14 protein-coding genes are annotated in these 18,947 nt (G+C 74.1%); 1 reads left to right on the top strand and 13 read right to left on the bottom strand.

What is annotated here, in order from left to right; translation table 11 throughout:
* Nucleotide 1: 1 nt before the first annotated feature.
* The 11 genes from ACH4S9_RS23935 to ACH4S9_RS23885 all read right to left on the bottom strand — a co-directional run bounded on the left by ACH4S9_RS23935 (nucleotide 2) and on the right by ACH4S9_RS23885 (nucleotide 13,738).
* The gene (locus ACH4S9_RS23935; protein WP_358844151.1) at nucleotides 2–850 is read right to left on the bottom strand and encodes a TatD family hydrolase; all 849 of its coding nucleotides are present in this window, start codon (nucleotides 848–850) and stop codon (nucleotides 2–4) included.
* On the bottom strand, nucleotides 850–1,512 hold the full coding sequence (locus ACH4S9_RS23930; protein WP_311723528.1) for an EboA domain-containing protein: 663 nt from the start codon (nucleotides 1,510–1,512) through the stop codon (nucleotides 850–852). The genes ACH4S9_RS23935 and ACH4S9_RS23930 overlap by 1 nt, the downstream gene beginning before the upstream one ends.
* Complete coding sequence (locus ACH4S9_RS23925) at nucleotides 1,509–2,573, bottom strand: sugar phosphate isomerase/epimerase family protein (RefSeq protein WP_398373788.1); 1,065 nt, start codon at nucleotides 2,571–2,573, stop codon at nucleotides 1,509–1,511. The genes ACH4S9_RS23930 and ACH4S9_RS23925 overlap by 4 nt, the downstream gene beginning before the upstream one ends.
* Nucleotides 2,570–3,448, bottom strand: a complete 879-nt coding sequence (locus tag ACH4S9_RS23920) for an SCO3242 family prenyltransferase (RefSeq protein ID WP_358844148.1) — start codon at nucleotides 3,446–3,448, stop codon at nucleotides 2,570–2,572. Before ACH4S9_RS23920 ends, ACH4S9_RS23925 begins: the two co-directional genes overlap by 4 nt.
* Nucleotides 3,445–4,635: an inositol-3-phosphate synthase gene (locus ACH4S9_RS23915; RefSeq protein ID WP_398373787.1), complete on the bottom strand. Its 1,191-nt coding sequence runs from the start codon at nucleotides 4,633–4,635 to the stop codon at nucleotides 3,445–3,447. Before ACH4S9_RS23915 ends, ACH4S9_RS23920 begins: the two co-directional genes overlap by 4 nt.
* A gap of 132 nt (nucleotides 4,636–4,767) precedes the next feature.
* Nucleotides 4,768–7,254 carry a PQQ-dependent sugar dehydrogenase gene (locus ACH4S9_RS23910; protein WP_398373786.1) on the bottom strand — a complete coding sequence of 829 codons (2,487 nt, stop codon included), beginning with the start codon at nucleotides 7,252–7,254 and terminating at the stop codon, nucleotides 4,768–4,770.
* A 133-nt stretch (nucleotides 7,255–7,387) separates the two neighbouring features.
* Nucleotides 7,388–8,632: a Gfo/Idh/MocA family protein gene (locus ACH4S9_RS23905; protein ID WP_385341270.1), complete on the bottom strand. Its 1,245-nt coding sequence runs from the start codon at nucleotides 8,630–8,632 to the stop codon at nucleotides 7,388–7,390.
* Between the two features lie 51 nt (nucleotides 8,633–8,683).
* A complete protein-coding gene (locus ACH4S9_RS23900) occupies nucleotides 8,684–9,724 on the bottom strand; it encodes a substrate-binding domain-containing protein (protein WP_311723534.1) in 1,041 nt (346 codons plus the stop codon).
* Between the two features lie 18 nt (nucleotides 9,725–9,742).
* Nucleotides 9,743–10,762, bottom strand: a complete 1,020-nt coding sequence (locus tag ACH4S9_RS23895; protein WP_311723535.1) for an ABC transporter permease — start codon at nucleotides 10,760–10,762, stop codon at nucleotides 9,743–9,745.
* Nucleotides 10,759–12,276, bottom strand: a complete 1,518-nt coding sequence (locus ACH4S9_RS23890; RefSeq protein WP_398373785.1) for a sugar ABC transporter ATP-binding protein — start codon at nucleotides 12,274–12,276, stop codon at nucleotides 10,759–10,761. Before ACH4S9_RS23890 ends, ACH4S9_RS23895 begins: the two co-directional genes overlap by 4 nt.
* Nucleotides 12,277–12,556: 280 nt before the next feature.
* Nucleotides 12,557–13,738: an ROK family protein gene (locus ACH4S9_RS23885; protein ID WP_398373784.1), complete on the bottom strand. Its 1,182-nt coding sequence runs from the start codon at nucleotides 13,736–13,738 to the stop codon at nucleotides 12,557–12,559.
* Between the two features lie 186 nt (nucleotides 13,739–13,924).
* On the opposite strand from ACH4S9_RS23885, the gene ACH4S9_RS23880 reads away from it, so the two are divergent.
* The gene (locus ACH4S9_RS23880; RefSeq protein ID WP_398373783.1) at nucleotides 13,925–15,676 is read left to right on the top strand and encodes a hypothetical protein; all 1,752 of its coding nucleotides are present in this window, start codon (nucleotides 13,925–13,927) and stop codon (nucleotides 15,674–15,676) included.
* 434 nt (nucleotides 15,677–16,110) lie between these two features.
* On the opposite strand, the gene ACH4S9_RS23875 is transcribed toward ACH4S9_RS23880, so the two are convergent.
* Complete coding sequence (locus ACH4S9_RS23875) at nucleotides 16,111–18,513, bottom strand: ATP-binding protein (RefSeq protein ID WP_398373782.1); 2,403 nt, start codon at nucleotides 18,511–18,513, stop codon at nucleotides 16,111–16,113.
* An 88-nt stretch (nucleotides 18,514–18,601) separates the two neighbouring features.
* Entirely contained in the window at nucleotides 18,602–18,937 is a 336-nt protein-coding gene (locus ACH4S9_RS23870; RefSeq protein ID WP_398374007.1) for an alpha-L-rhamnosidase C-terminal domain-containing protein, read from the bottom strand.
* Between the last annotated feature and the right edge of the window lie 10 nt (nucleotides 18,938–18,947).

The following is an 18,947-nucleotide window of genomic DNA, read 5'->3' as shown; positions in this document are numbered from 1 at the left end:
CTCACTCCCCTCCGCGCAGCACGGAGTTGCCCTCGTGGGTGGCCTCCGGCGGGGCGACCTCGAGTTCCAGGCGGCCGCTGAGCCCGTAGAAGGCGACGGGGTTGCGCCACAGCACCCGGTCCACGTCGTCCTCGGTGAACCCCTCGGCCAGCATCAGATCGGCCACCCGCCGGGTCTTCAGCGGATCGCTTCTGCCCCAGTCGGCGGCGGAGTTCACCAGGACCTTTTCCGGCCCGTACGCGCGCAGGATCGCCACCATCCGGCGCTCGTCCATCTTGGTGTCGGGGTAGACGGAGAACCCCAGCCAGCAGCCGCTGTCCTTGGCCTCCTTGACCGTCGTCTCGTTGAGGTGGTCCACCAGCACCCGGTCCACGGGCAGCGCGGACTCGCGGACGGCGTCGAGGGTGCGGCGCAGGCCGGCGAGCTTGTCGCGGTGCGGGGTGTGCACGAGCGCGGGCAGGCCGTGGTCGGCGGCGAGCTGGAGCTGCGCGGCGAGGGCGGTGTCCTCGGCGGGGGTCATCGAGTCGTAGCCGATCTCGCCCACGGCCACGACCTGGTCCTTGACGAGGTAGCGGGGCAGCTCGTCGAGGACGGGGACACAGCGCGGGTCGTTCGCCTCTTTGGGGTTGAGGGCGAGGGTGCAGTGGTGGGCGATGCCGTACTGGGCGGCGCGGAAGGGCTCCCAGCCGAGCAGGGAGTCGAAGTAGTCCAGGAAGGAGGCGGGCGAGGTGCGCGGCTGCCCGAGCCAGAACGACGGCTCGACGACGGCGCGGATCCCGGCGGCGCTCATGGCCTCGTAGTCGTCGGTGGTGCGGGAGGTCATATGGATGTGGGGGTCGAACAGGCGCATCAGGACTCCTTGCCGTGGGGGTGGTCCGCCTCGGGCTCTTCGGCGGCCAGGGCCAGGACGCGGTACAGGTCGGCGGGGACGGGCCGGTCGGCGGCGGTGCGTTCGGCCGCGTAGTCGGCGAGCATGCGGGCGAGTTCGGCGTCGCCGCGTCCGCGCTCCGCGAGCCCTGCCACCGCGTCCACGGGGACACCGGTGAACAGGCACTTCAGTACGGCGTGCCGCCAGCTGTGGGGGTCCAGGTGGCGGGCCGCGTACGGGCCGAGGGCGGCGGCGAGGAGGCGGGTGTCGTTGGTGCGCAGGGCGTCCTCGACCAGCGGCACCGCGTCGGGTCCTGGCACGAGGTGCGGCAGAGCGCTCAGCACGGCGCGGCGTTCGGCGGCCGTGCCCTGGTGGTAGAGGCGGGCGAGGGTGGCGGGGTCGGCCTGGGCCGCGTGCAGGATGAGGACGCGGGCGGCGTCGGCGTGCCGGCTGCCGCAGCGGCGCCCGGCCTCGGCCACGCGCAGCTCCCACGCGGGCCTGGGCCCGCCGGGGTGGGCGGCGGCCTCGTCCAGGGCCTGCCGGAGCCAGGCGCGGGCGGCCGGGTGGAGGTGGCTGTCGAGGTGGTCGCGGAGGGCGTCGGGGGTGGGGTCCGGGCCGGTTCCCGTGGCGGGCGAGTGGGTCATGGGGTGCTCCCTTCCCGCACGGTGGTGTCGGGGACGGCGGGGACCGGGTTGGCGGCGCCCGGAGCGGCAGTGACCAGGGCTGCGACGGCCGGGGCTGCGACGGCCGGGGCTGCTACGGCCGGGTTGGCGGCGGCCTGGGCGGCGGCGGTCGGCGCGGCCGTGACCGGGGCACCGGCGCCCGAGGCGGCCGGGGCGGTCGCCGCCGCGGCAGCGGCAGCGCGGCGCAGGAACGGCAGGGAGGTCTCGGCGTAGTGGGGGCCGGCGTGGGAGTGGCGGGGCAGCTCGACGACGGTCAGGCCCTGGTAGCCGGTGGCGGCGAGCGCCGCGAGGAGGGGCGGGAAGTCCATCTCGCCCTCCCCGAACGGGAGGTGGTCGTGGACGCCGCGCCGCATGTCCTCGATCTGGACGTGCCGCAGCCAGGGCGCGGCGGCGCGCACGCAGTCGGCGGGCGGCAGGGGTTCCAGGCACTGGCAGTGGCCGAGGTCCAGGGTGAGGCCCAGCGCGGGCGGGTCGCCGAGGAGGCCGCGGAGGTGGTGGAAGTCGGCGAGGGTGGCGAGGAGGTGGCCGGGTTCGGGCTCGACGGCGAGCGGGATCCCGGCGGTGTCGGCGGCCTCCAGGACCGGGGTGAGGGCGGCGGCGAGCCGCTCCCAGGCCGTGGCCGTGTCGTCGCCGGGCGGAACGATTCCGCTGAAGCAGTGCACGGCGTGCGCGCCGAGGTCGGCGGCCACCCGGACCGCGCGCAGCAGGAGGTCCACGCGGCGGGCGCGGGCCTCCGGATCCGGGTCGAGGAGCGAGGGGCCGTGCTTGCGGCGGGGGTCCAGGACGTAGCGGGCGCCGGTCTCCACGGTGACGTCGAGCCCGAGGGCGGCCAGGCGCCGGGCGACCCGCCCCGTGCGGGCGGCGAGGTCGGGGGCCAGCGGGTCGAGGTGCATGTGGTCGAGGGTCAGGCCGACGCCGTCGTAGCCGAGGTCGGCGAGGAGGGCGAGGGCGTCGTCGAGGCGTAGGTCGGCGAGGCCGTTGGTGCCGTAGCCGAACCGGAGGGCCGTCCCCTGGGAGGTCATGTGACGCTCACCCGCTTCGAGAAGCGCCGCGCCAGCGCGGCGAGGGCGGCCGTGCCCAGCGCGGTGGCCCCGGCCCCGGCGCGGGCGGCGAGGGCCGCCTGGAGCGGGATGGTGGCGCGGATTCCGGCGCCCACGGCGCGCTGGGTGAGCGGCGGTGAGGGGTTCAGGGCGGCGTGCAGGTAGGGGCGGGCCGTGGCGGAGGCGTAGTTGAGGGCGAGCGCGGTGGGCAGGAAGTGCCGGCGGAAGGGCGACGGCCGGTCGCGTCCCGGGTCGCCCGGCAGCAGCCGGGTCAGGGTGGCCGTGGCGGCCAGGGCGGCGAGCGGGGCGAGCGGGGTGCCGTCGCGGGTCTCCTGGCGGGAGACGGCGGTGACGGCGAGGGTGTGGGTGGAGAGCAGGGCCGCCGAGGGCAGGGCCGGGCGGACCCGGCCACCGGTGGCCGCGGCGCCGAGGAGCAGGTCAAGGCCGCGGGCGACGGCCATGGCGCCGGGCCCGGCGGGCGTGCGCTTCAGGACCAGGTCGTACGACCAGACGGTGGCCGCCAGGGGCACCGCGACCGCCAGCGCAGGCCGTCCCGCGCGGGCGGCCAGGGCGAGGCCCGCGGCCGTGAGGGCGCAGGCCGCGGCGAGGGCGGCGGCGGGGCGGACCCGGCCGGACGGGAGCGGGCGGTGCGGGCGCTCGACGGCGTCCTCCTCCTGGTCCGCCCAGTCGTTGAGGGCCATCCCGGCCTCGTACAGGCACAGGGAGCAGCCGACGGCGAGCGCGGTACGGCGGTCGGGGCGGGCGGCGACGGCGGCCGCGCCGGCCAGCCCGTCGCCGGGGACGGTGAACAGGGCTGGCAGGCGCAGCAGTTCGGCCCAGGCGCGGAGTCGGCTCACTCGCCCTCCCCCAGCCCCCGGGCGAACCGCACCAGTTCCGCGTACTGCTCGCCCAGCGCCGACGGCGCCCGGCCGACCGGGTCCTTGAAGAAGAAGGCCAGTTCGGCGAGGGGGCCGCGCAGACCGGTCTCGTGGGCGCGGGCGACGAGCCGGGCCAGGTCGAGGACCAGGGGCGCGGCGAGCGCCGAGTCGCAGCCCTGCCAGATGGTCTGGAGGACCATGCGGGTGCCGAGGAAGCCGTCGAAGGCCACGTGGTCCCAGGCGGTCTTCCAGTCGCCGAGCGCGGGCACGTCGTCGATGTGGACCTCGCCCTCGGGGGTGGTGCCGAGGGTGTCCGCGAGGACGCGTTCCTTGCCGGCGTTCTTCGCCGCGGCGGCGGCCGGGTCGGCGAGGGAGGCGCCGTCGCCGCCGCCGAGGAGGTTGGTGCCGGACCAGGCCCGGACGTCCAGCGCCCGCTGGGCGAACATGGGGCCGAGCACGGAGCGCAGCAGCGTCTGGCCGGTCTTGCCGTCGCGGCCCGCGTACGGCAGTCCGCTCGACTCGGCGAGCGGGGCGAGCGCCGGGTGGTGCAGGCCCGTGGACGGGGTGAAGTTGACGTACGGGCAGCCGGCGCGCAGGGCGGCGGCCGCGTAGAGCGAGCTGGGCGGGAGGCCCCTCTTTTGAGGCTCGGTTCCCCTCCGGGGCGCCTCAGCCCCTGTCGACGGTCGACCGTGCTCGGTGCCGGACGACGGGGCCGGTTCGGTGGAGGCGACGTTCACGACCACCGCGCGCTCCAGGCCGCGCCGGGTGACGAAGTCCTGGAGGTCGGCGGCGAAGGCGGCGATCAGTTCGTCCTCGTCCCGGGTGTCGCCGGGGAGCGGGCCGCCGGGCCTGATCTCCGCGTCGGCGGCGGCGAGTTCGGCGGCGACGGCGGAGGGCAGGCCGGGCGGGAGGACGCCGCCGGCGGCCAGTTGTTCAGCGCGTTTGGGCAGGGGGCAGTCCGTGGTGTCGTGGCCGCCGAAGACCAGGGAGGACAGGGCGGGCAGGCCGCTGTCGGCGAAGGCGGGCTCCTCGGTGACCAGGCCGGTCGGCGGGCGCAGCCCCGCGGTCACGGCGGCGCATCCGGCGACGACGGTGGTCGCGACGGAGCCGCGGGCCCCGACCAGCCAGACGCCGACCCGAGGGGGACGGGAGAGGGACGCGGACATGGGCTGCCTCCTTGTCCGGGGAACGAGATCCCGGAGGGGATGAGGGGTAGCTGCCGGAAGGGATGAGGGTGGTGACGGCGGGCGGGAGTCCGGCGTCTCCCGCCCGCCGCCGTTCAGTGGCCCTTGGCGGGCTCAGCCGGTCGTGAAGGTGAAGCCGTCGAGCTCATAGAGGGCACCGCTGCCGCCCTTGAAGACGAGGTAGAGCGTGGTGGTGCCGCGCGGCGCCCGGGACAGGTTGGCGGAGACGTCCTGGTAGGTCTCCCAGCCGCCGGTCACGGGCACCGTGGCCTTGCCGAGCAGGGTGCCGGTGGCCGAGCCCGCGCGGACCTCGAGGGTGCCGCCCGCGCCGGCGGAGGCGATGCGCGCCGTGATCTTCTTGGCGTCGCTCAGGACGTAGGGCTTGAAGGCGATCCAGTCGCCGTTGTCGATGTCACCGACGACCTTGCCGCCCTGGGCGGTGTCATGGGCGACGACCGTCACGCCGGAGCTGGTGCCGAAGTGCTCGGCCTGGCGGTGGCGGGGCTGGAGGACGCTCTGGTCGTGCGAGGTGAGCGCGGCCTGGCCGCCGCCTCCGCCGTCGGTGTACTCGGCGTCCAGGACACCGAATATGTTGGCGTCCTCGTCGTGGCCGCCGTCGGCGCTGGACTGGATGGTGCCGGAGCAGCCGTTGGCGGAGGTGAGCGGGTGGCCGTGGGTGTCATGGCCGAGGATCAGGGTGACCTTGACCTTGTCGCAGTCGATGGTCCGCCCGTCCTCGGGGTCGGTGACCTTCACCTTGAACGGGATGGCGTCGCCGAAGCTGAACAGCTGACCGTCCTTGGGCGTCTCGAGGACGACCGTGGGTGCGGTGTTGCCGACGACGATCTGCACACTGGCGCTGCCGGTGCGGCCGGAGGGGTCCCTGGCGGTGACGGTGGCGGTGTAGGTGCCGTTCTTGGCGTACTTGTGGGCCGGGTTCGCGGCCGTGGAGGTTCCGCCGTCGCCGAAGTCCCAGCTGTAGGTGAGGGTGTCGCCGTCCTGGTCGGTGGTACCGGCCGAGGAGAACTGGACCTTCATCGGGGCCTGGCCGGAGGTGCGGTCGGCGGAGGCCTGGAGCGACGGGGAGTGGCCGTCGGTCGCGTTCTCGATGCGGTACAGCGCCGAGTGCTCGTCGCCGCCGAACCAGGCGGTGCCGTAGTCGAGGACGTACAGCGCGCCGTCCGGGCCGAAGGCCATGTCCATCACCTGGGTGCCGCTCCAGGGGATGTCGTTGATCGACTGCACCTTGCCGTCGGCGTCGCTGCTGATGCGCTTGATCCAGCGGCGGCCGAACTCACCGGCGAAGAAGTCGCCGTCGTAGGCCTCGGGGAACTTCACGGGCGAGTCGAGGGTGGGGTCGTAGTGGTAGACCGGGCCGCCCATCGGGGACTCGGAGCCGTCGCCGAACTCCGGGACGGATCCGCCGTCGTACGGTATCCAGGCGGCCTGCGCCGGGGGCAGGTCGGTGAGGCCGGTGTTGTTCGGCGAGGTGTTCTTCGGGGCGGAGCAGTCGAAGGCCGCGCCGGAGGTGCGGGTGGCGAAGTCGAAGTCGACGTAGGCGTCGTTGGCGCCGGTGCAGTACGGCCAGCCGAAGTTGCCGGGGCCGGTGACGCGGGCGAACTCGACCTGTCCGGACGGGCCGCGGCCCGGGTTGGCGGCGCCGGCGTCGGGGCCGTAGTCGCCGACGTAGAGGATGCCGGTCTTCTTGTCGACGCTGAACCGGAACGGGTTGCGGAAGCCCATCGCGTAGATCTCGGGCCGCGTCTTGTCGGTGCCGGGCTTGAAGAGGTTGCCCTCGGGGATGGAGTACGAGCCGTCGGCCTCGACCTTGACGCGCAGGATCTTGCCGCGCAGGTCGTTGGTGTTGCCCGCGGAGCGCTGGGCGTCGAAGCCGGGGTTGCGGTTGGCGCGCTCGTCGATCGGCGTGTAGCCGTCCGACTGGAAGGGGTTGGTGTCGTCGCCGGTCGACAGGTACAGGTTGCCGGCCGCGTCGAAGTCGATGTCGCCGCCGACGTGGCAGCACAGCCCGCGGGTGGCCGGGACGTCGAAGATCTTCTTCTCGCTGGCGGTGTCGAGGGTGCCGTCGGTCTTCAGCACAAAGCGGGAGAGCCGGTTGACGCCGTCGAAGGGCGCGAAGTCGGCGGCGGTGCCCGTCTCCGGGGCGTCGCCGGCCGGGGTGTTCATCGGGGGCGCGTAGTAGAGGTAGATGAAGCGGTTGTCGGCGAAGCCCGGGTCGACGCCGATGCCTTGCAGGCCCTCCTCGTCATGGGAGTAGACGTCGAGCTTGCCCGCGAGCTTGGTGTTGCCCGCGGCGTCGGTCAGGCGCAGTTCGCCGTCGCGGGAGGTGTGCAGGACGGAGCGGTCGGGGAGGACGGCCAGCGACATGGGCTCGCCGACCTCCGCCTCCCCCTTGGCGAGGGTGACCTGCTGGAAGTCCTCGGCCGCCGCGGCCTTCTCCTGGCCGGTGACGGCTGCGCCGGCCTGGGGGGTGGTGAGGGTCAGGCCCGCGCCGGCGAGCAGCACGCCGCTCAGCAGCGCGATCGCCTTGCGCAGTGGGGATCTAGGGGTTCGGGTGCGGGTGGTGCGGTCGTTCCCGTGCACGAAATGCCTCCAGAATGGGGCTGGTTGTACGGTCGGGCGCGTACGCCGGGATGCGCCGTCATCCCGGGGCTGTGAGAACTGGCGCGCTGGGCGCCGGCTGGAGAGTGCCGCGTCGGAGAGGGCCGACGGCGGCTCAGGGGCGTGGGTCCGCGATGGGGGTGTAGACGGAGTTCTTCTCCGCGCTCTCCTCCACCGCGGCGAGGACGCGCTGCACTTGGAGCCCGTCGGCGAACGACGGTTCGGGGCGGCGGTCCTCGGCGATGGCGTGGACCAGGTCGCGGGCCTGGTGGACGAAGCTGTGCTCGTAGCCGAGGCCGTGCCCCGGCGGCCACCAGGCGTCCAGGTAGGGGTGGTCGGGTTCGGTGACCAGGATGCGGCGGAAGCCGGCCTCGGCGCCGGGCTGGCCGGCGTCATGGAACCACAGTTCGTTGAGGCGCTCCAGGTCGAAGGCGAGCGAGCCGCGGTCGCCGTTGAGCTCGATGCGCAGCGCGTTCTTGCGGCCGGTGGCGTAGCGGGTGGCCTCGAAGGAGGCGAGGGCGCCGGAGGCGAACCGGCCGGTGAACAGGGCCGCATCGTCCACGGTGACCTCACCGGTGCCCGCCGCGGCCACGGCGCTCAGGCCGCTTGCGGGGCCGCCGGGCAGCGGGCGTTCCCGTACGAAGGTCTCGGTCAGGGCGGACACCCCGGCCAGCCTCTCCCCCGCCAGATACTGGGCCAGGTCGACGATGTGCGCGCCGAGGTCACCCAGCGAGCCGGAGCCCGCCGACTCCTTGCGCAGCCGCCACGTCAGGGGGGCCTCCGGGTCCACCAGCCAGTCCTGGAGGTAGGTCGCCCGGACGTGGCGCAGGGCGCCGATCCGCCCGTCGGCGACCATGCGGCGAGCGAAGGCGGTGGCGGGGAGCCGGCGGTAGTTGAAGCCCGTCATCCCCAGCAGCCGGCCGCGCCGGTACGCCTCCTCGGCCGCGGCGGTCATGGCCTCGGCCTCCCGCACGGTGTTGGCGAGGGGCTTCTCGCACAGAACGTGCTTGCCGGCGGCCAGCGCGGCGACCGCGATCTCGGCATGGCTGTCGCCGGGGGTGCAGATGTCGACGAGGTCGACGTCGTCCCGGGCGATCAGGGCGCGCCAGTCGGTCTCGGTGGCCGCCCAGCCGTGCCGGTCCGCCGCCGCTCGTACGGCGGTGGCGTCGCGGCCGCAGATCACGGCCAGGACCGGCTGCCGGGGCAGGTCGAAGACGCGTCCCGCGGTGCGCCAGCCCTGGGAGTGGGCGGCGCCCATGAAGGCGTATCCGACCATGCCCACGCGCAGCGGGGGTTTTCCGGCCCCCGGTGCGGCCTCGGCCACCGGCTCCTGCTCCGCTGACTGCTGCGGCTGTTCCATGCGCTCGTCCTCCTGTTCGTCATGACACGGCGGGGGTGCGGGCGGGGCGCCTCATCGGAAGCCGGTGGGCATGTACTGGTCCACGTTGTCCTTGTCGACGACGGCCGAGTAGAGGGTGATCGACGCCGGGATCTCGTACTCGGCGAGGCCGCTGACGCCCTTGGCCTGGCCGAGGGCGCGGGCGAGGTCGATCGCGGACGCCGCCATGGTCGGGGGGTACAGGACGGTCGCCTTCAGCACGCCCTTGTCCTGCTTGATGGCCTGGAACGCGGAGAGCGCCCCGGCCCCGCCGACCATCAGGAACTCGTCCCGCCCGGCCTGCTCGATGGCGCGCAGCGCGCCCACGCCCTGGTCGTCGTCGTGGTTCCACAGGGCGTCGAACTTCGACTGGGCCTGGAGGAGCTGGGCCATCTTGGCCTGCCCGGACTCGACCGTGAACTCGGCCGCCTGGCGGGCCACCTTCTCGATGTTGGGGTAGTTCTTCAGCGCGTCGTCGAAACCCTGGGTGCGCTGCTTCGTCAGCTCCAGGCTGTCCACGCCCGCCAACTCGATGACCTTCGCGTTCTTCTTGCCCTTGAGCTTCTCGCCGATGTAGTGCCCGGCGTTGAGGCCCATGCCGTAGTTGTCTCCGCCGATCCAGCAGCGGTACGCCTGGGCCGTGTTGAAGATCCGGTCGAGGTTGACGACCGGGATGCCCGACCTCATGGCCTTGAGGCCGACCTGGGTGAGGGCCTTGCCGTCGGCGGGCAGGATGACCAGGACGTCGACCTTCTTGTTGATGAGGGTCTCGATCTGACCGATCTGCTGCGCGGTGTCGTTGGAGCCCTCGGTGGTCTCCAGGGTGACGTCGGAGTATTTCTTCGCCCGGCTCTTGGCGTTCTCGTTGATGGCGTTGAGCCAGCCGTGGTCGGCCTGGGGTCCGGCGAAGCCGATGGTGACGTGCTTGCCGGGCTTGTCGTCGGCGGCCGGCTTGGAGTCGGCGGCGGGGCTCTTGTCGTTGTTCTCGTTGCTGGTGCAAGCGGTGAGAAACGCTCCGGCGGACACTGCGGCGGTCCCGAAGAGGAGTCCTCTGCGGCTGGTGTGCTCTGGCATGGCGGGTGAACCCTTTCCTCAGGCCGTATTCGCGGTGCGGCGTTGGACCAGCACGGCGGCGACGATGATCGCGCCCTTCGCGATCTGCTGGACGTCGCTCTGGAGGTTGTTCAGGGCGAAGATGTTGGTGATGGTGGTGAAGATCAGGACGCCGAGGACCGAGCCGGTGATGGTGGACCGGCCGCCGGTGAGCAGGGTGCCGCCGATGATCGCGGCGGCGATGGCGTCGAGTTCGTACAGGTTGCCGTTGGTGTTCTGGCCCGAGCCGGACAGCACGATCAGCAGGAACGCGGCGATGCCGCAGCACAGGCCCGACAGCAGATAGAGGTAGAGCCGCTGGCGCCGGACATCGATCCCGGCGAGCCGGGCCGCCTCCGCGTTGCCGCCCACCGCGACCGTGCGCCGGCCGAAGGTGGTCCGGTTGAGCACAAACCAGCCGAGGATCGTCACGATCGCGAACACCATGACCAGTGGCGGTATGCCCAGGACGTAGGAGTCGCGCTCGCCGAGGTTCAGGATCCCGTCCACGGTGACGATCTGGGTGCTGCCGTCCGTGATCTGGAGGGCGAGGCCGCGCGCCGAGGCGAGCATGGCGAGGGTGGCGATGAAGGGGACCAGGCCGCCGTAGGCGATGAGCAGCCCGTTGACCAGGCCGCAGCCGAGGCCGACCAGCACGGCGGTGAAGAGGATCCCGGCGAACCCGTACTCCTGGGTGGCGACCGTGGTCGCCCACACCGAGGAGAGCGCCACGATCGCGCCGACCGACAGGTCGATGCCCCCGGAGGTGATGACGAAGGTCATGCCGACGGTGACGACGCCGATGATCGACGCCTGGGTGAGCACCAGCTGGAGGTTGTGGGTGTCGAGGAATTCGTCGGGCTTGGTGACACCGCCGACGACGACGAGCACGGCGAGCACGCCGAGCAGCGACAGCGTACGGATGTCGACGCGGGCCCGCAGGCCGCGCCAGGCCGGGGGACGGTCGGCCGCCGGCGTCTTGCCTGCGGCGTCGCGGGGCGGGGAGACGTGCTGCGTCATGACGCCGGGCTTCCTTCCATGACGAGGTCGAGGACACGGTGTTCGTCGAGCTCCCGGGCGGGCGCGCTGTGCACGACCCGCCCCTCGCGGAGCACCAGCACCCGGTCGGCCAGGCCGAGCACCTCGGGCACCTCGCTGGAGACGAGGAGCACCGCGAGGCCTTCGTCGGCCAGTCGGCGGACGACCGCGTACAGTTCGGCGCGGGCGCCCACATCGACGCCGCGGGTGGGCTCGTCCAGCAGCAGGACCCGGCAGCCGCGCAGCAGCCAGCGGGCCAGGACGGCCTTCTGCTGGTTGCCGCCGGACAGGGTGCGCACGGGCACCTCCGGGTTGTCGGGCCGCAGCGACAGTTCGCGGACCGCGGCCCGGGCGGCGCGCCGCTCGGCGCCCCGGTCGATCCAGCCCGCCCGGGAGAAGCGGGAGAGGGTGGAGACCGACACGTTGCGGGTGACGGACTCCAGCATCAGCAGGGCCTGCGCCTTGCGCTCCTCGGGGGCGAGTCCGAGCCCGGCGCGCACGGCCGCGCGGACGCTGCCGGGTTTCAGCGGTCTGCCGTCGACGAGGACCTCGCCCGCGGTGGGCTTGCGGGCGCCGTAGACCGTCTCCAGGACTTCGGAGCGCCCGGAGCCGACCAGCCCGGCGAGGCCGACGATCTCACCCGGCCGTATGTCGAGGTCGAGCGGCGCGAACTCGCCGTCGCGGGCCAGCCCGCGGACCTTGAGCACGGGGTCGCCCGCGGGTGGCCGCGCGGGCCGCTCGGGGAAAACGTACTCGACGTTGCGGCCGGTCATCAGGGCGACGACGTCCCGGGTCGGGGTCGTCTTGGCGGGCAGTCCCCCCGCGACCGCCCGCCCGTCCTTGAGCACGGTCACCTGATCGCCGATGTGCCGGATCTCCTCCAGGCGGTGCGAGATGTAGACGACGGCCACGCCGTCGGCGGTGAGGTCGCCGACGATGCGGAAGAGGTTGTTCACCTCGTCCGGGTCGAGGGCGGCGGACGGCTCGTCCATGACGATGAGCCGTACGTCGTGCGAGAGGGCCCGCGCCATGGAGACGATCTGCCGCTGGGCCGCCGACAGTTCGGCCACCGGCCGGGCCGGATCGATCTCCGGGTGCCCCAGCCGCTTGAGCAGTTTGGCCGTCGACGCACGCGCCGCGTTGCCCCGTACGACGAATCCGGCGGCCGTCGGCTCGTGGCCGAGGTGGACGTTCTCCGCCACCGACAGGTGCTCCACCAGGTCGAGTTCCTGGTAGATGGTGGCGATGCCCAGGCGCATGGCGGCGATCGGCGAGCGCAGGGTGACGGGCTCGCCGCGCCAGCGGATGGTGCCGCCGTCCGGCTGGTGGGCGCCGGCCAGGACCTTGATGAGGGTGGACTTCCCGGCGCCGTTCTGGCCGAGCAGGCAGTGCACCTCACCGGCCTGGACGTCGAGGTCGACGCCGTCCAGGGCACGGACTCCGGGAAACGACTTGGTGATCCCGGACATGCTGAGCAGCGGTGGTTCTGAGGCCATGTGGGTTCCCCTCGGCGGACGCGCGGGCCGGTGGCAGGGCATGCTGCGCCTGCGGCCGGCGCGGCGCCGGGCAGGCGTACTTCGTACAGGGCGGGGGGTTTGCGGGGAAGGTGCGGGGTGTTCGGGCGCGCGGCAGAGCCGGGCGCCGCACGGGCCGAGCGGCCGGGGAGACGGGGTCTACACGATTCGGATCGCTTGCGCGGGTGGGACGAGCGCGGTGAGAGGAGCGCGGGTGAGAGGAGCGCGGGTGAGAGGAGCGCGGGTGAAAGGAGGCGGTCGCTCAGGCGGGTGAGAAGAGGTGGTCGCTGATCAGCCGGGCCGCGCCGGTCACTCCGGCGGTGGGGCCCAACTCTCCCAGGACGATGGGCAGATTGCCGGTCGCGAGGGGCAGCGACTGGCGGTAGACCTGGGTACGGATCGCGGCGAGCAGGGTGTGGCCCAGGCCGGTCACTCCGCCGCCGATCACTAACAGGGCAGGGTTGAAGAAGGAGACGAGACCGGCCAGGACCTGGCCGACGTGGGTGCCGCCGTCGCGGATCAGCTCCAGCGCGGTGGCGTCGCCCGCGGCGGCCGCGGCGGCGACATCGACGGCGGTGAGGGTGCCGCCGGCCTCCAGCCGGGCCGCGAGCTCGGTGGACAGGCCCTGTTGGGCCGCCTGCACCGCGTCGCGGGCCAGCGCCGCACCGCTGAAGTGGGCCTCCAGGCAGCCCCGGTTGCCGCAGGCGCAGGGCCTGCCGCCGGGCACGGCCTGGATGTGGCCGATGTCGCCCGCGCTGCCGGTGGTGCCCCGGTAGACCCGGCCGCCGACCACGATGCCGCAGCCGATGCCGGTGCCGATCTTGACGCACAGGAAGTCGGCGACGCTGCGGGCGACTCCGGCGTGCTGTTCCCCCATAGCCATGAGGTTCACGTCGTTGTCGACCATGATCGGACAGCCGAGTTCCTGGCTGAGCACCTCCCGCACGGGGAAGCCGTCCCAGCCCGGCATGATCGGCGGCGCCACCGGGACGCCCTCGGGGAAGCGCACCGGTCCGGGGACGCCGATACCGGCGCCGTCGAAGCCCTCGGCGAGCCCGGCGGCCTTCAACTTTCCGGCCATGTCCAAGGCTTGCTCGAAGACCGCGACGGGGCCCTCACGGACGTCCATCGGCTGGTTGAGGTGGCCGAGGACCTCCAGCTCCGCGTTGGTGACGGCGACGTCGACCGATGTCGCGCCGATGTCGACGCCGAGGAACCTGAGGCCCGGGTTGAGCCGGATGTTGTGGGAGCGGCGGCCACCGCGCGAGGCGGCGAGTCCGTCGGCCACCACCAGGTCCGTCTCCAGCAGCCGGTCCACCTCCACGGCCAGCTTGGACCGGGACAGTTCGACCTGGTCGCCCAGCTGGGCACGGGAGTTGGGGCCGCCGTCACGCAACAGCTTGAGCAGGCGGGCCTGATGAGCGTTGGCCGGTCGCGCCGTCATGCGTCTCACGATCCCCTCCCCGCCCAGATTCGGCCACCAGTGTCGGGCTTTCGTGAGGAACGTAGCAGCGGCTTCCGCACCTGGGAAGAATCTGCGCACGGATTGCTGCTAACTTTCCCCACTCGCAGGACAAAGATCGATGCGGGGCGGCGGGTAGCCGTCGTCACCGACGGTAATATCGCCAGGATGACGGGCACGGACACGCCGCGACTGAGGGTTCCGGTCGGCGCCGACGCGGAAAGATGGACGACCCGGGCGGATGTCCGGTTTGTGCTCCTCGTGGTGCACAACGTGACGTCCGCGACCCGGCTGCTGGATGTGCTGCCGCTGTTCCGCGACGACCATCGGGTGCAGCTGCTGGCGACCTACACGGGGTCCTCGCCGTTTCTGGCCGGCGTGCCCGAGCTGCTGGCCTCGGCGGAGGTGCCGGTCCTCCCCTGGGAGCAGGCGAAAGACACCCCCGTCGCCCTCGCCATATCCGCCAGCTACGGCGGCGAACTCCACGCGCTGCGCGGCCGGTTGGCGGTGCTTTCCCATGGCATCGGGTACAATAAAAGGCTGGCAACACCGGACAACACCGGACAACACCGGACAACACCGGTCTTCGGGCTCTCGCCCGAGTGGCTGCTGCACGACGGGCGCCCCCTCGCCTCGGCCACCGTGCTGTCCCACCCCGAGCAGCTCGACCGGCTGGCCGCCGCCTGCCCGGAGGCGGTCCCCACAGCCGTACTGGCCGGGGACCCGGCCTACGACCGCGTCCTCGACGCCCTGCCGTACCGCGAGCGGTTCCGCCGCGCCCTCGGGGTCGGCCCGCACCAGCGGCTGATCGTGGTCAACTCCACCTGGTCGCCCCGCTCCCTCTTCGGCGACGGCGGCGAAGGCGACCTGCTGCCCTGGCTGCTGCCCCGCCTGACGGCCGAACTGCCCGCGGACGAGTACCGCGCGGTGGCCGTTCTGCACCCCAACATCTGGTACGGGCACGGCCCCGGGCAGGTCCGGGGCTGGCTGGACCGGGCGCGGCGGGCCGGCCTCGGCCTGATCGATCCGCTGCACGGCTGGCGACAGGCCCTGATAGCGGCGGACTGCGTCCTGGGCGACCACGGCAGCGTCACGTACTACGCCGCGTCCCTCGGCAGGCCCGTCCTCCTCGGCGCCTTCCCCGACGGCGACCTCGACCCCGCCTCGCCCGTCGCCGCGCTCGGCCGGGCCGCCCCCAGACTCCGCCCGCACGGCGGGCTGCGCACACAGATCGACCAAGCCGTCGAGGGCCACGCCCCCGGCCGCTACGCCGAGTTGGCCGCCCAGACCACCTCCTCCCCCGGCCGCTCCGCCGCGCTGCTGCGGCGCCTCTTCTACCGCCTCATCGGCATCCCCGAGCCCGCCGGCCGCCCCGCCCTCCTCGACCGGCTGCCCCTGCCGCCGTACGAGCCGGCGAAGCGCACCGCGCCCGTACGGGTCCTGACCCGGCTGATCGGCGCCGACCCGCCGAAGGTCGCGGTCACCCGCCACGCCGACGCCGCCCACGAGCCCGAGGACCCCGACGCGGACGGCGCGCACACGGCCGTGCACGAGGACACGCGGGACGCCGGGCGGCTGAGCGTGGCGGATGTGATCGTGCGGTACGCGGCGGAGGACGACCCACGGGTCGGCCCGTCCGCTGCCTGGACGGCGGAGGTGCTCGCGCGCCATCCGCACTGCGCGCTCGCGGTGTATGTGAGCGGCCCGGACCGCTGCACCGTGCGCACCCGTCGGGGCGACCTGGTGCGGCTGACGGCCGCGCCCGGCGAGGACGGCCGGGCGGACCTGTGCGACCCGGCCGCGTACGCCTCCGCGCTGCTGGCCTGGCTGGGCCGCAAGCCCCTCGCCGAGGCGGCACCCGAACTGACCGTGGTCACGGGCGCGGCGCACCACCGGGTGGCGGTGGAGCGCCTGCGGTAGGCGGCGCGCGGCGGGTGTTGACGCCTGCGGTAGGCGACGCCCTGGCCTTGGCGCCTGCGGCGGGCCTCTTCCCCTCCTCGCCGCGGCGGGCCTGTTCCCCTACCCGCCCCTTCCCGAAACTGGGGGCTGCGCCCCCAGACCCCGAGGTCTGGGGGCGCAGCCCCCGCGTGGCGCAGCCCCCGCGTGGCGCAGCCCCCGCGTGGCGCAGCCCCCGCGTGGCGCAGCCCCCGCGTGGCGCAGCCCCCGCGTGGCGCAGCCCCCGCGTGGCGCAGCCCCCGTGCGGCGGAGCTCCGCCCCAGCCCCCGGGGTCTGGGGCGGAGCCCCAGTTTCGGGAAGGGGCGGGTAGGGGACAATTCCGCCGCGTAGCGGACCCCAGGGGGGCGAAGCCCCCGGCGCGGCGGAGCCGCACACGGGACGGGGCGCGCGGCGGGAGGTCAGGCGTCCGCCAGGTCCGCCAGGCGCGCGCGTACGCGGGCGATCGAGAGCGCGTCGCCCGCCGTCTCGTACAGCCCCAGCGCCATGCGCAGATCGTCGGCCTCCCCGGCCAAGTCGCCGAGCCGCCGCGCGCAGCGAGCACGCATCTCCGCGGCGTCGGCGTGTTGCAACTCCGCGCCCTCGCGCCCCATCGTGGCGACGGCCGCGTCGAGGCAGACACGGGCCGACTCGGCGTTGTCCGCGCCCCCGGCGTCCAGGTGCGTCTCGCCCAGGCTCATGTACACGCGGCCCTCGTTGTACAGGTCCGGCTCGGGCAGGGCCCGGAAGTCGGCCAGGGCCTGGTGGAGTCGGCGCACGGCCTCAACGTGGCGCCCCTGGCCGCGCAGGGCGCGCCCGGTGTGGTGGGCCAGCAGCGCCAGGGCGCGGGGCACGTCCGGCGCGCCGTCGTCCCCGGGGCGGATCCGCCCGAGCGCCTGCCGGGCCTCTTCGAGGCTCCGCCGCGCGTCGGGGTATCGCCACTGCTTGAGGCGCAGCAGGCCGAGGGCCTCGGCGGCGGTGGCCTGGCCGCGGTGGTGCCGGGCCCGCCCGTCCGCCGCGGCGGCCTCCAGCAGGGCCTGCTCGGCCTCGGCCAGGCGGCCGAGGCCCATGTGGGCGAAGGCGAGTTGGACGAGCATCCGGCCCTCGGCCCGCGGGTCGCCGAACTCGGCGGCGCTGCGGCGGGCGGCGGCCACGCCCCTCAGATGGGTGTCGACCCACTGCTCGTGGTAGCCGAGCCGCAGATGCAGGCCCCACATCGCCTCGCACAGCTGCCAGGCCAGGTCGTCGAAGCCGTGGTGTTCCGCGGCGCGCACTGCCGCGGCGAGGTTCTCGCGCTCGGCGCGCAGCTCGGCGAGGGCGAGGCGGCCGTCCTCGGGGCCGCGGCCCGCCGGCGGCTCCAGCCTCGCGTAGGCGGGGCCCAGCCGCCAGCGCCCGGGGATGACGCGGAGGTCGGCGGCGGCGGCGCACCCGAGGTGCCAGACGACGACGCGGCGCACGGCGGCCACCCGGTCGGCGTGTCGGTCCTCCGTCTCGCCGCGCCGCTCGGCGTGTTGGCGTACGAGGTCGTGGAAGCGGTAGCGCTCCTCGCCCACTTCCTCGAGCAGATGGACGCCGGCCAGCTCGTCGAGGAGGACCCGCGCCTCGTCGTCGTCCGTCGCGTCCACGGCCCTGCGCGCGGCCCCCACGGTGACGCTGTGCCACGGCCACACGCCCAGCATCCGGTACAGCAGGGCCGCCCGCGGGCTCAGTTCCCCGTAGGTGACATCGGTGGTGAGGTCCACCGCGTCCCGGGAGGAGCGGTCGTCCATGGGCAGGGCCTCCCGTTCCCGGCGGTGTGCCCGCTCGGCCAGCTGGCGTCCGACGGTGTGCCAGGTGAGATGTTCCCGTACGGCGACGCGGGCGCCCGTCTCGCACAGCGCGAGCGGAATCCCGCCGCACCGCTCCGCGACCGCAGCCGCGCCGGGTCCGCGCCCGGCCATCGCGTCGTGGCCCACGATGCGGGTCAGCAGCTGGACGGAGTCGGCGGTGGAGAGCGGATCGAGCCTGATCACCCGGGCGCCGGGGTCGGCGGCGAGCCGGTCCAGGCGGTAGCGGCTGGTGATGATGACCAGGGATTCGGAGGCGGCGGTCAGCAGCGGCGCGACCTGGCGCTCCGAGTGGGCGTTGTCGAGCACGACGACCATGCGCCGCTCGGCCGCGCAGTCGCGGTAGAGCTCGCTCAGCCGCTGCTCGTCGGCGGGCATCCGGCCGGACGGCACCCCGAGCCGGTCCAGGAACCGGACCAGCGCCTCGGAGGGGGTCAGCGCCGTCGTCGCGGACTGCCCCTCCAGGTCGATGTAGAGCTGCCCGTCGGGGAAGCGGTCCTTGAGCAGATGCGCGCAGTGCACGGCCGCGGCGGTCTTCCCGATGCCGCCGGGCCCGACCAGCACGACGACCGCGGGCACGCCGGCGGGCCGGTCCACGCCGTCCAGCACCTGGGCGATCTGCTCCGGCAGCGACTCGCGGTCGGTGAAGGCGGCGTTCGCGGGAGGCAGCATCCGCGGACGGGACGCCCCGGGGGCCACGGCCGGGACGGCGCCGGACCCCAGCCACCCGGCCTCCCGCAGCCAGGCCGTGACCTCACGGGCCAGGCCGGGCGAGGTGCGCGCGCCCTCCCACAGCTGCCGGGCGAGCTCGCGCCGCTCCTCCTCGGTGGCGGGCAGCAGCGGATCGCTGTCGGCGCCGGGGGCGGGGGCGGGGTTCTGACGCCGCATCCGCCGTACGAGCCCGGCCAGCGCCTCCGAGCTCCGCCGCCCCATCTCCCCGCCCGCTCCCGACAGGGCACCGGAGGTCACCGTGCCGACCGCCGAAGCCACCGCCGCCATCGTGAACGGCTCCACAGCCCACCCACCCCCAACTCGCGTCTGTGCCACACGGTATCGGGAAGATCGCCACGTCGCGGCCGGGATCGCGTCAGGCGGCCGGGGTGAAGGTGGAGTGTCCGGAGCCCACCGTGTAGACGGCGTAGCCGTTACGGACGCCCCGGAAGCGCGGCGTTGACGCGCCGTCAGGCCCGCCGCCACGGGCCTCGGGCCTCCGGCCACCGGCCAGCGGGACCTGCACCTCGGCGGTGACGTTGACGGGGATGTCGACCTTCACCGCGGTGCCGTGCGCGGTGGTGCTCCAGCGGACCCCGACGGTGCCCGCCTGGGTCCACACCGTGCCCTCGGCGTGGGTCAGACCGGTGTCGCGCGGTGGCCTGATCCGCAGGGTGGCGGCGCCCGGGGCGGTGATGTTCGGGCCGAGCATGTCCTGCTGG

The organism is Streptomyces sp. NPDC021225 (assembly GCF_044332865.1).
Lineage (GTDB): Bacteria > Actinomycetota > Actinomycetes > Streptomycetales > Streptomycetaceae > Streptomyces.
The sequence above is the reverse complement of the archived record's forward strand: the minus strand, read 5'-3'. Positions and strand labels throughout refer to the sequence as shown.

Coding starts and splice junctions, on each gene's coding strand:
- ACH4S9_RS23935 (WP_358844151.1), bottom strand. CDS start 850: ATGCGCCTGTTCGACCCCCACATCCATATGACCTCCCGCACCACCGAC.
- ACH4S9_RS23930 (WP_311723528.1), bottom strand. CDS start 1,512: ATGACCCACTCGCCCGCCACGGGAACCGGCCCGGACCCCACCCCCGAC.
- ACH4S9_RS23925 (WP_398373788.1), bottom strand. CDS start 2,573: ATGACCTCCCAGGGGACGGCCCTCCGGTTCGGCTACGGCACCAACGGC.
- ACH4S9_RS23915 (WP_398373787.1), bottom strand. CDS start 4,635: ATGTCCGCGTCCCTCTCCCGTCCCCCTCGGGTCGGCGTCTGGCTGGTC.
- ACH4S9_RS23905 (WP_385341270.1), bottom strand. CDS start 8,632: ATGGAACAGCCGCAGCAGTCAGCGGAGCAGGAGCCGGTGGCCGAGGCC.
- ACH4S9_RS23900 (WP_311723534.1), bottom strand. CDS start 9,724: ATGCCAGAGCACACCAGCCGCAGAGGACTCCTCTTCGGGACCGCCGCA.
- ACH4S9_RS23895 (WP_311723535.1), bottom strand. CDS start 10,762: ATGACGCAGCACGTCTCCCCGCCCCGCGACGCCGCAGGCAAGACGCCG.
- ACH4S9_RS23890 (WP_398373785.1), bottom strand. CDS start 12,276: ATGGCCTCAGAACCACCGCTGCTCAGCATGTCCGGGATCACCAAGTCG.
- ACH4S9_RS23885 (WP_398373784.1), bottom strand. CDS start 13,738: ATGACGGCGCGACCGGCCAACGCTCATCAGGCCCGCCTGCTCAAGCTG.
- ACH4S9_RS23880 (WP_398373783.1), top strand. CDS start 13,925: ATGACGGGCACGGACACGCCGCGACTGAGGGTTCCGGTCGGCGCCGAC.
- ACH4S9_RS23875 (WP_398373782.1), bottom strand. CDS start 18,513: ATGGCGGCGGTGGCTTCGGCGGTCGGCACGGTGACCTCCGGTGCCCTG.
- ACH4S9_RS23870 (WP_398374007.1), bottom strand. CDS start 18,937: ATGCTCGGCCCGAACATCACCGCCCCGGGCGCCGCCACCCTGCGGATC.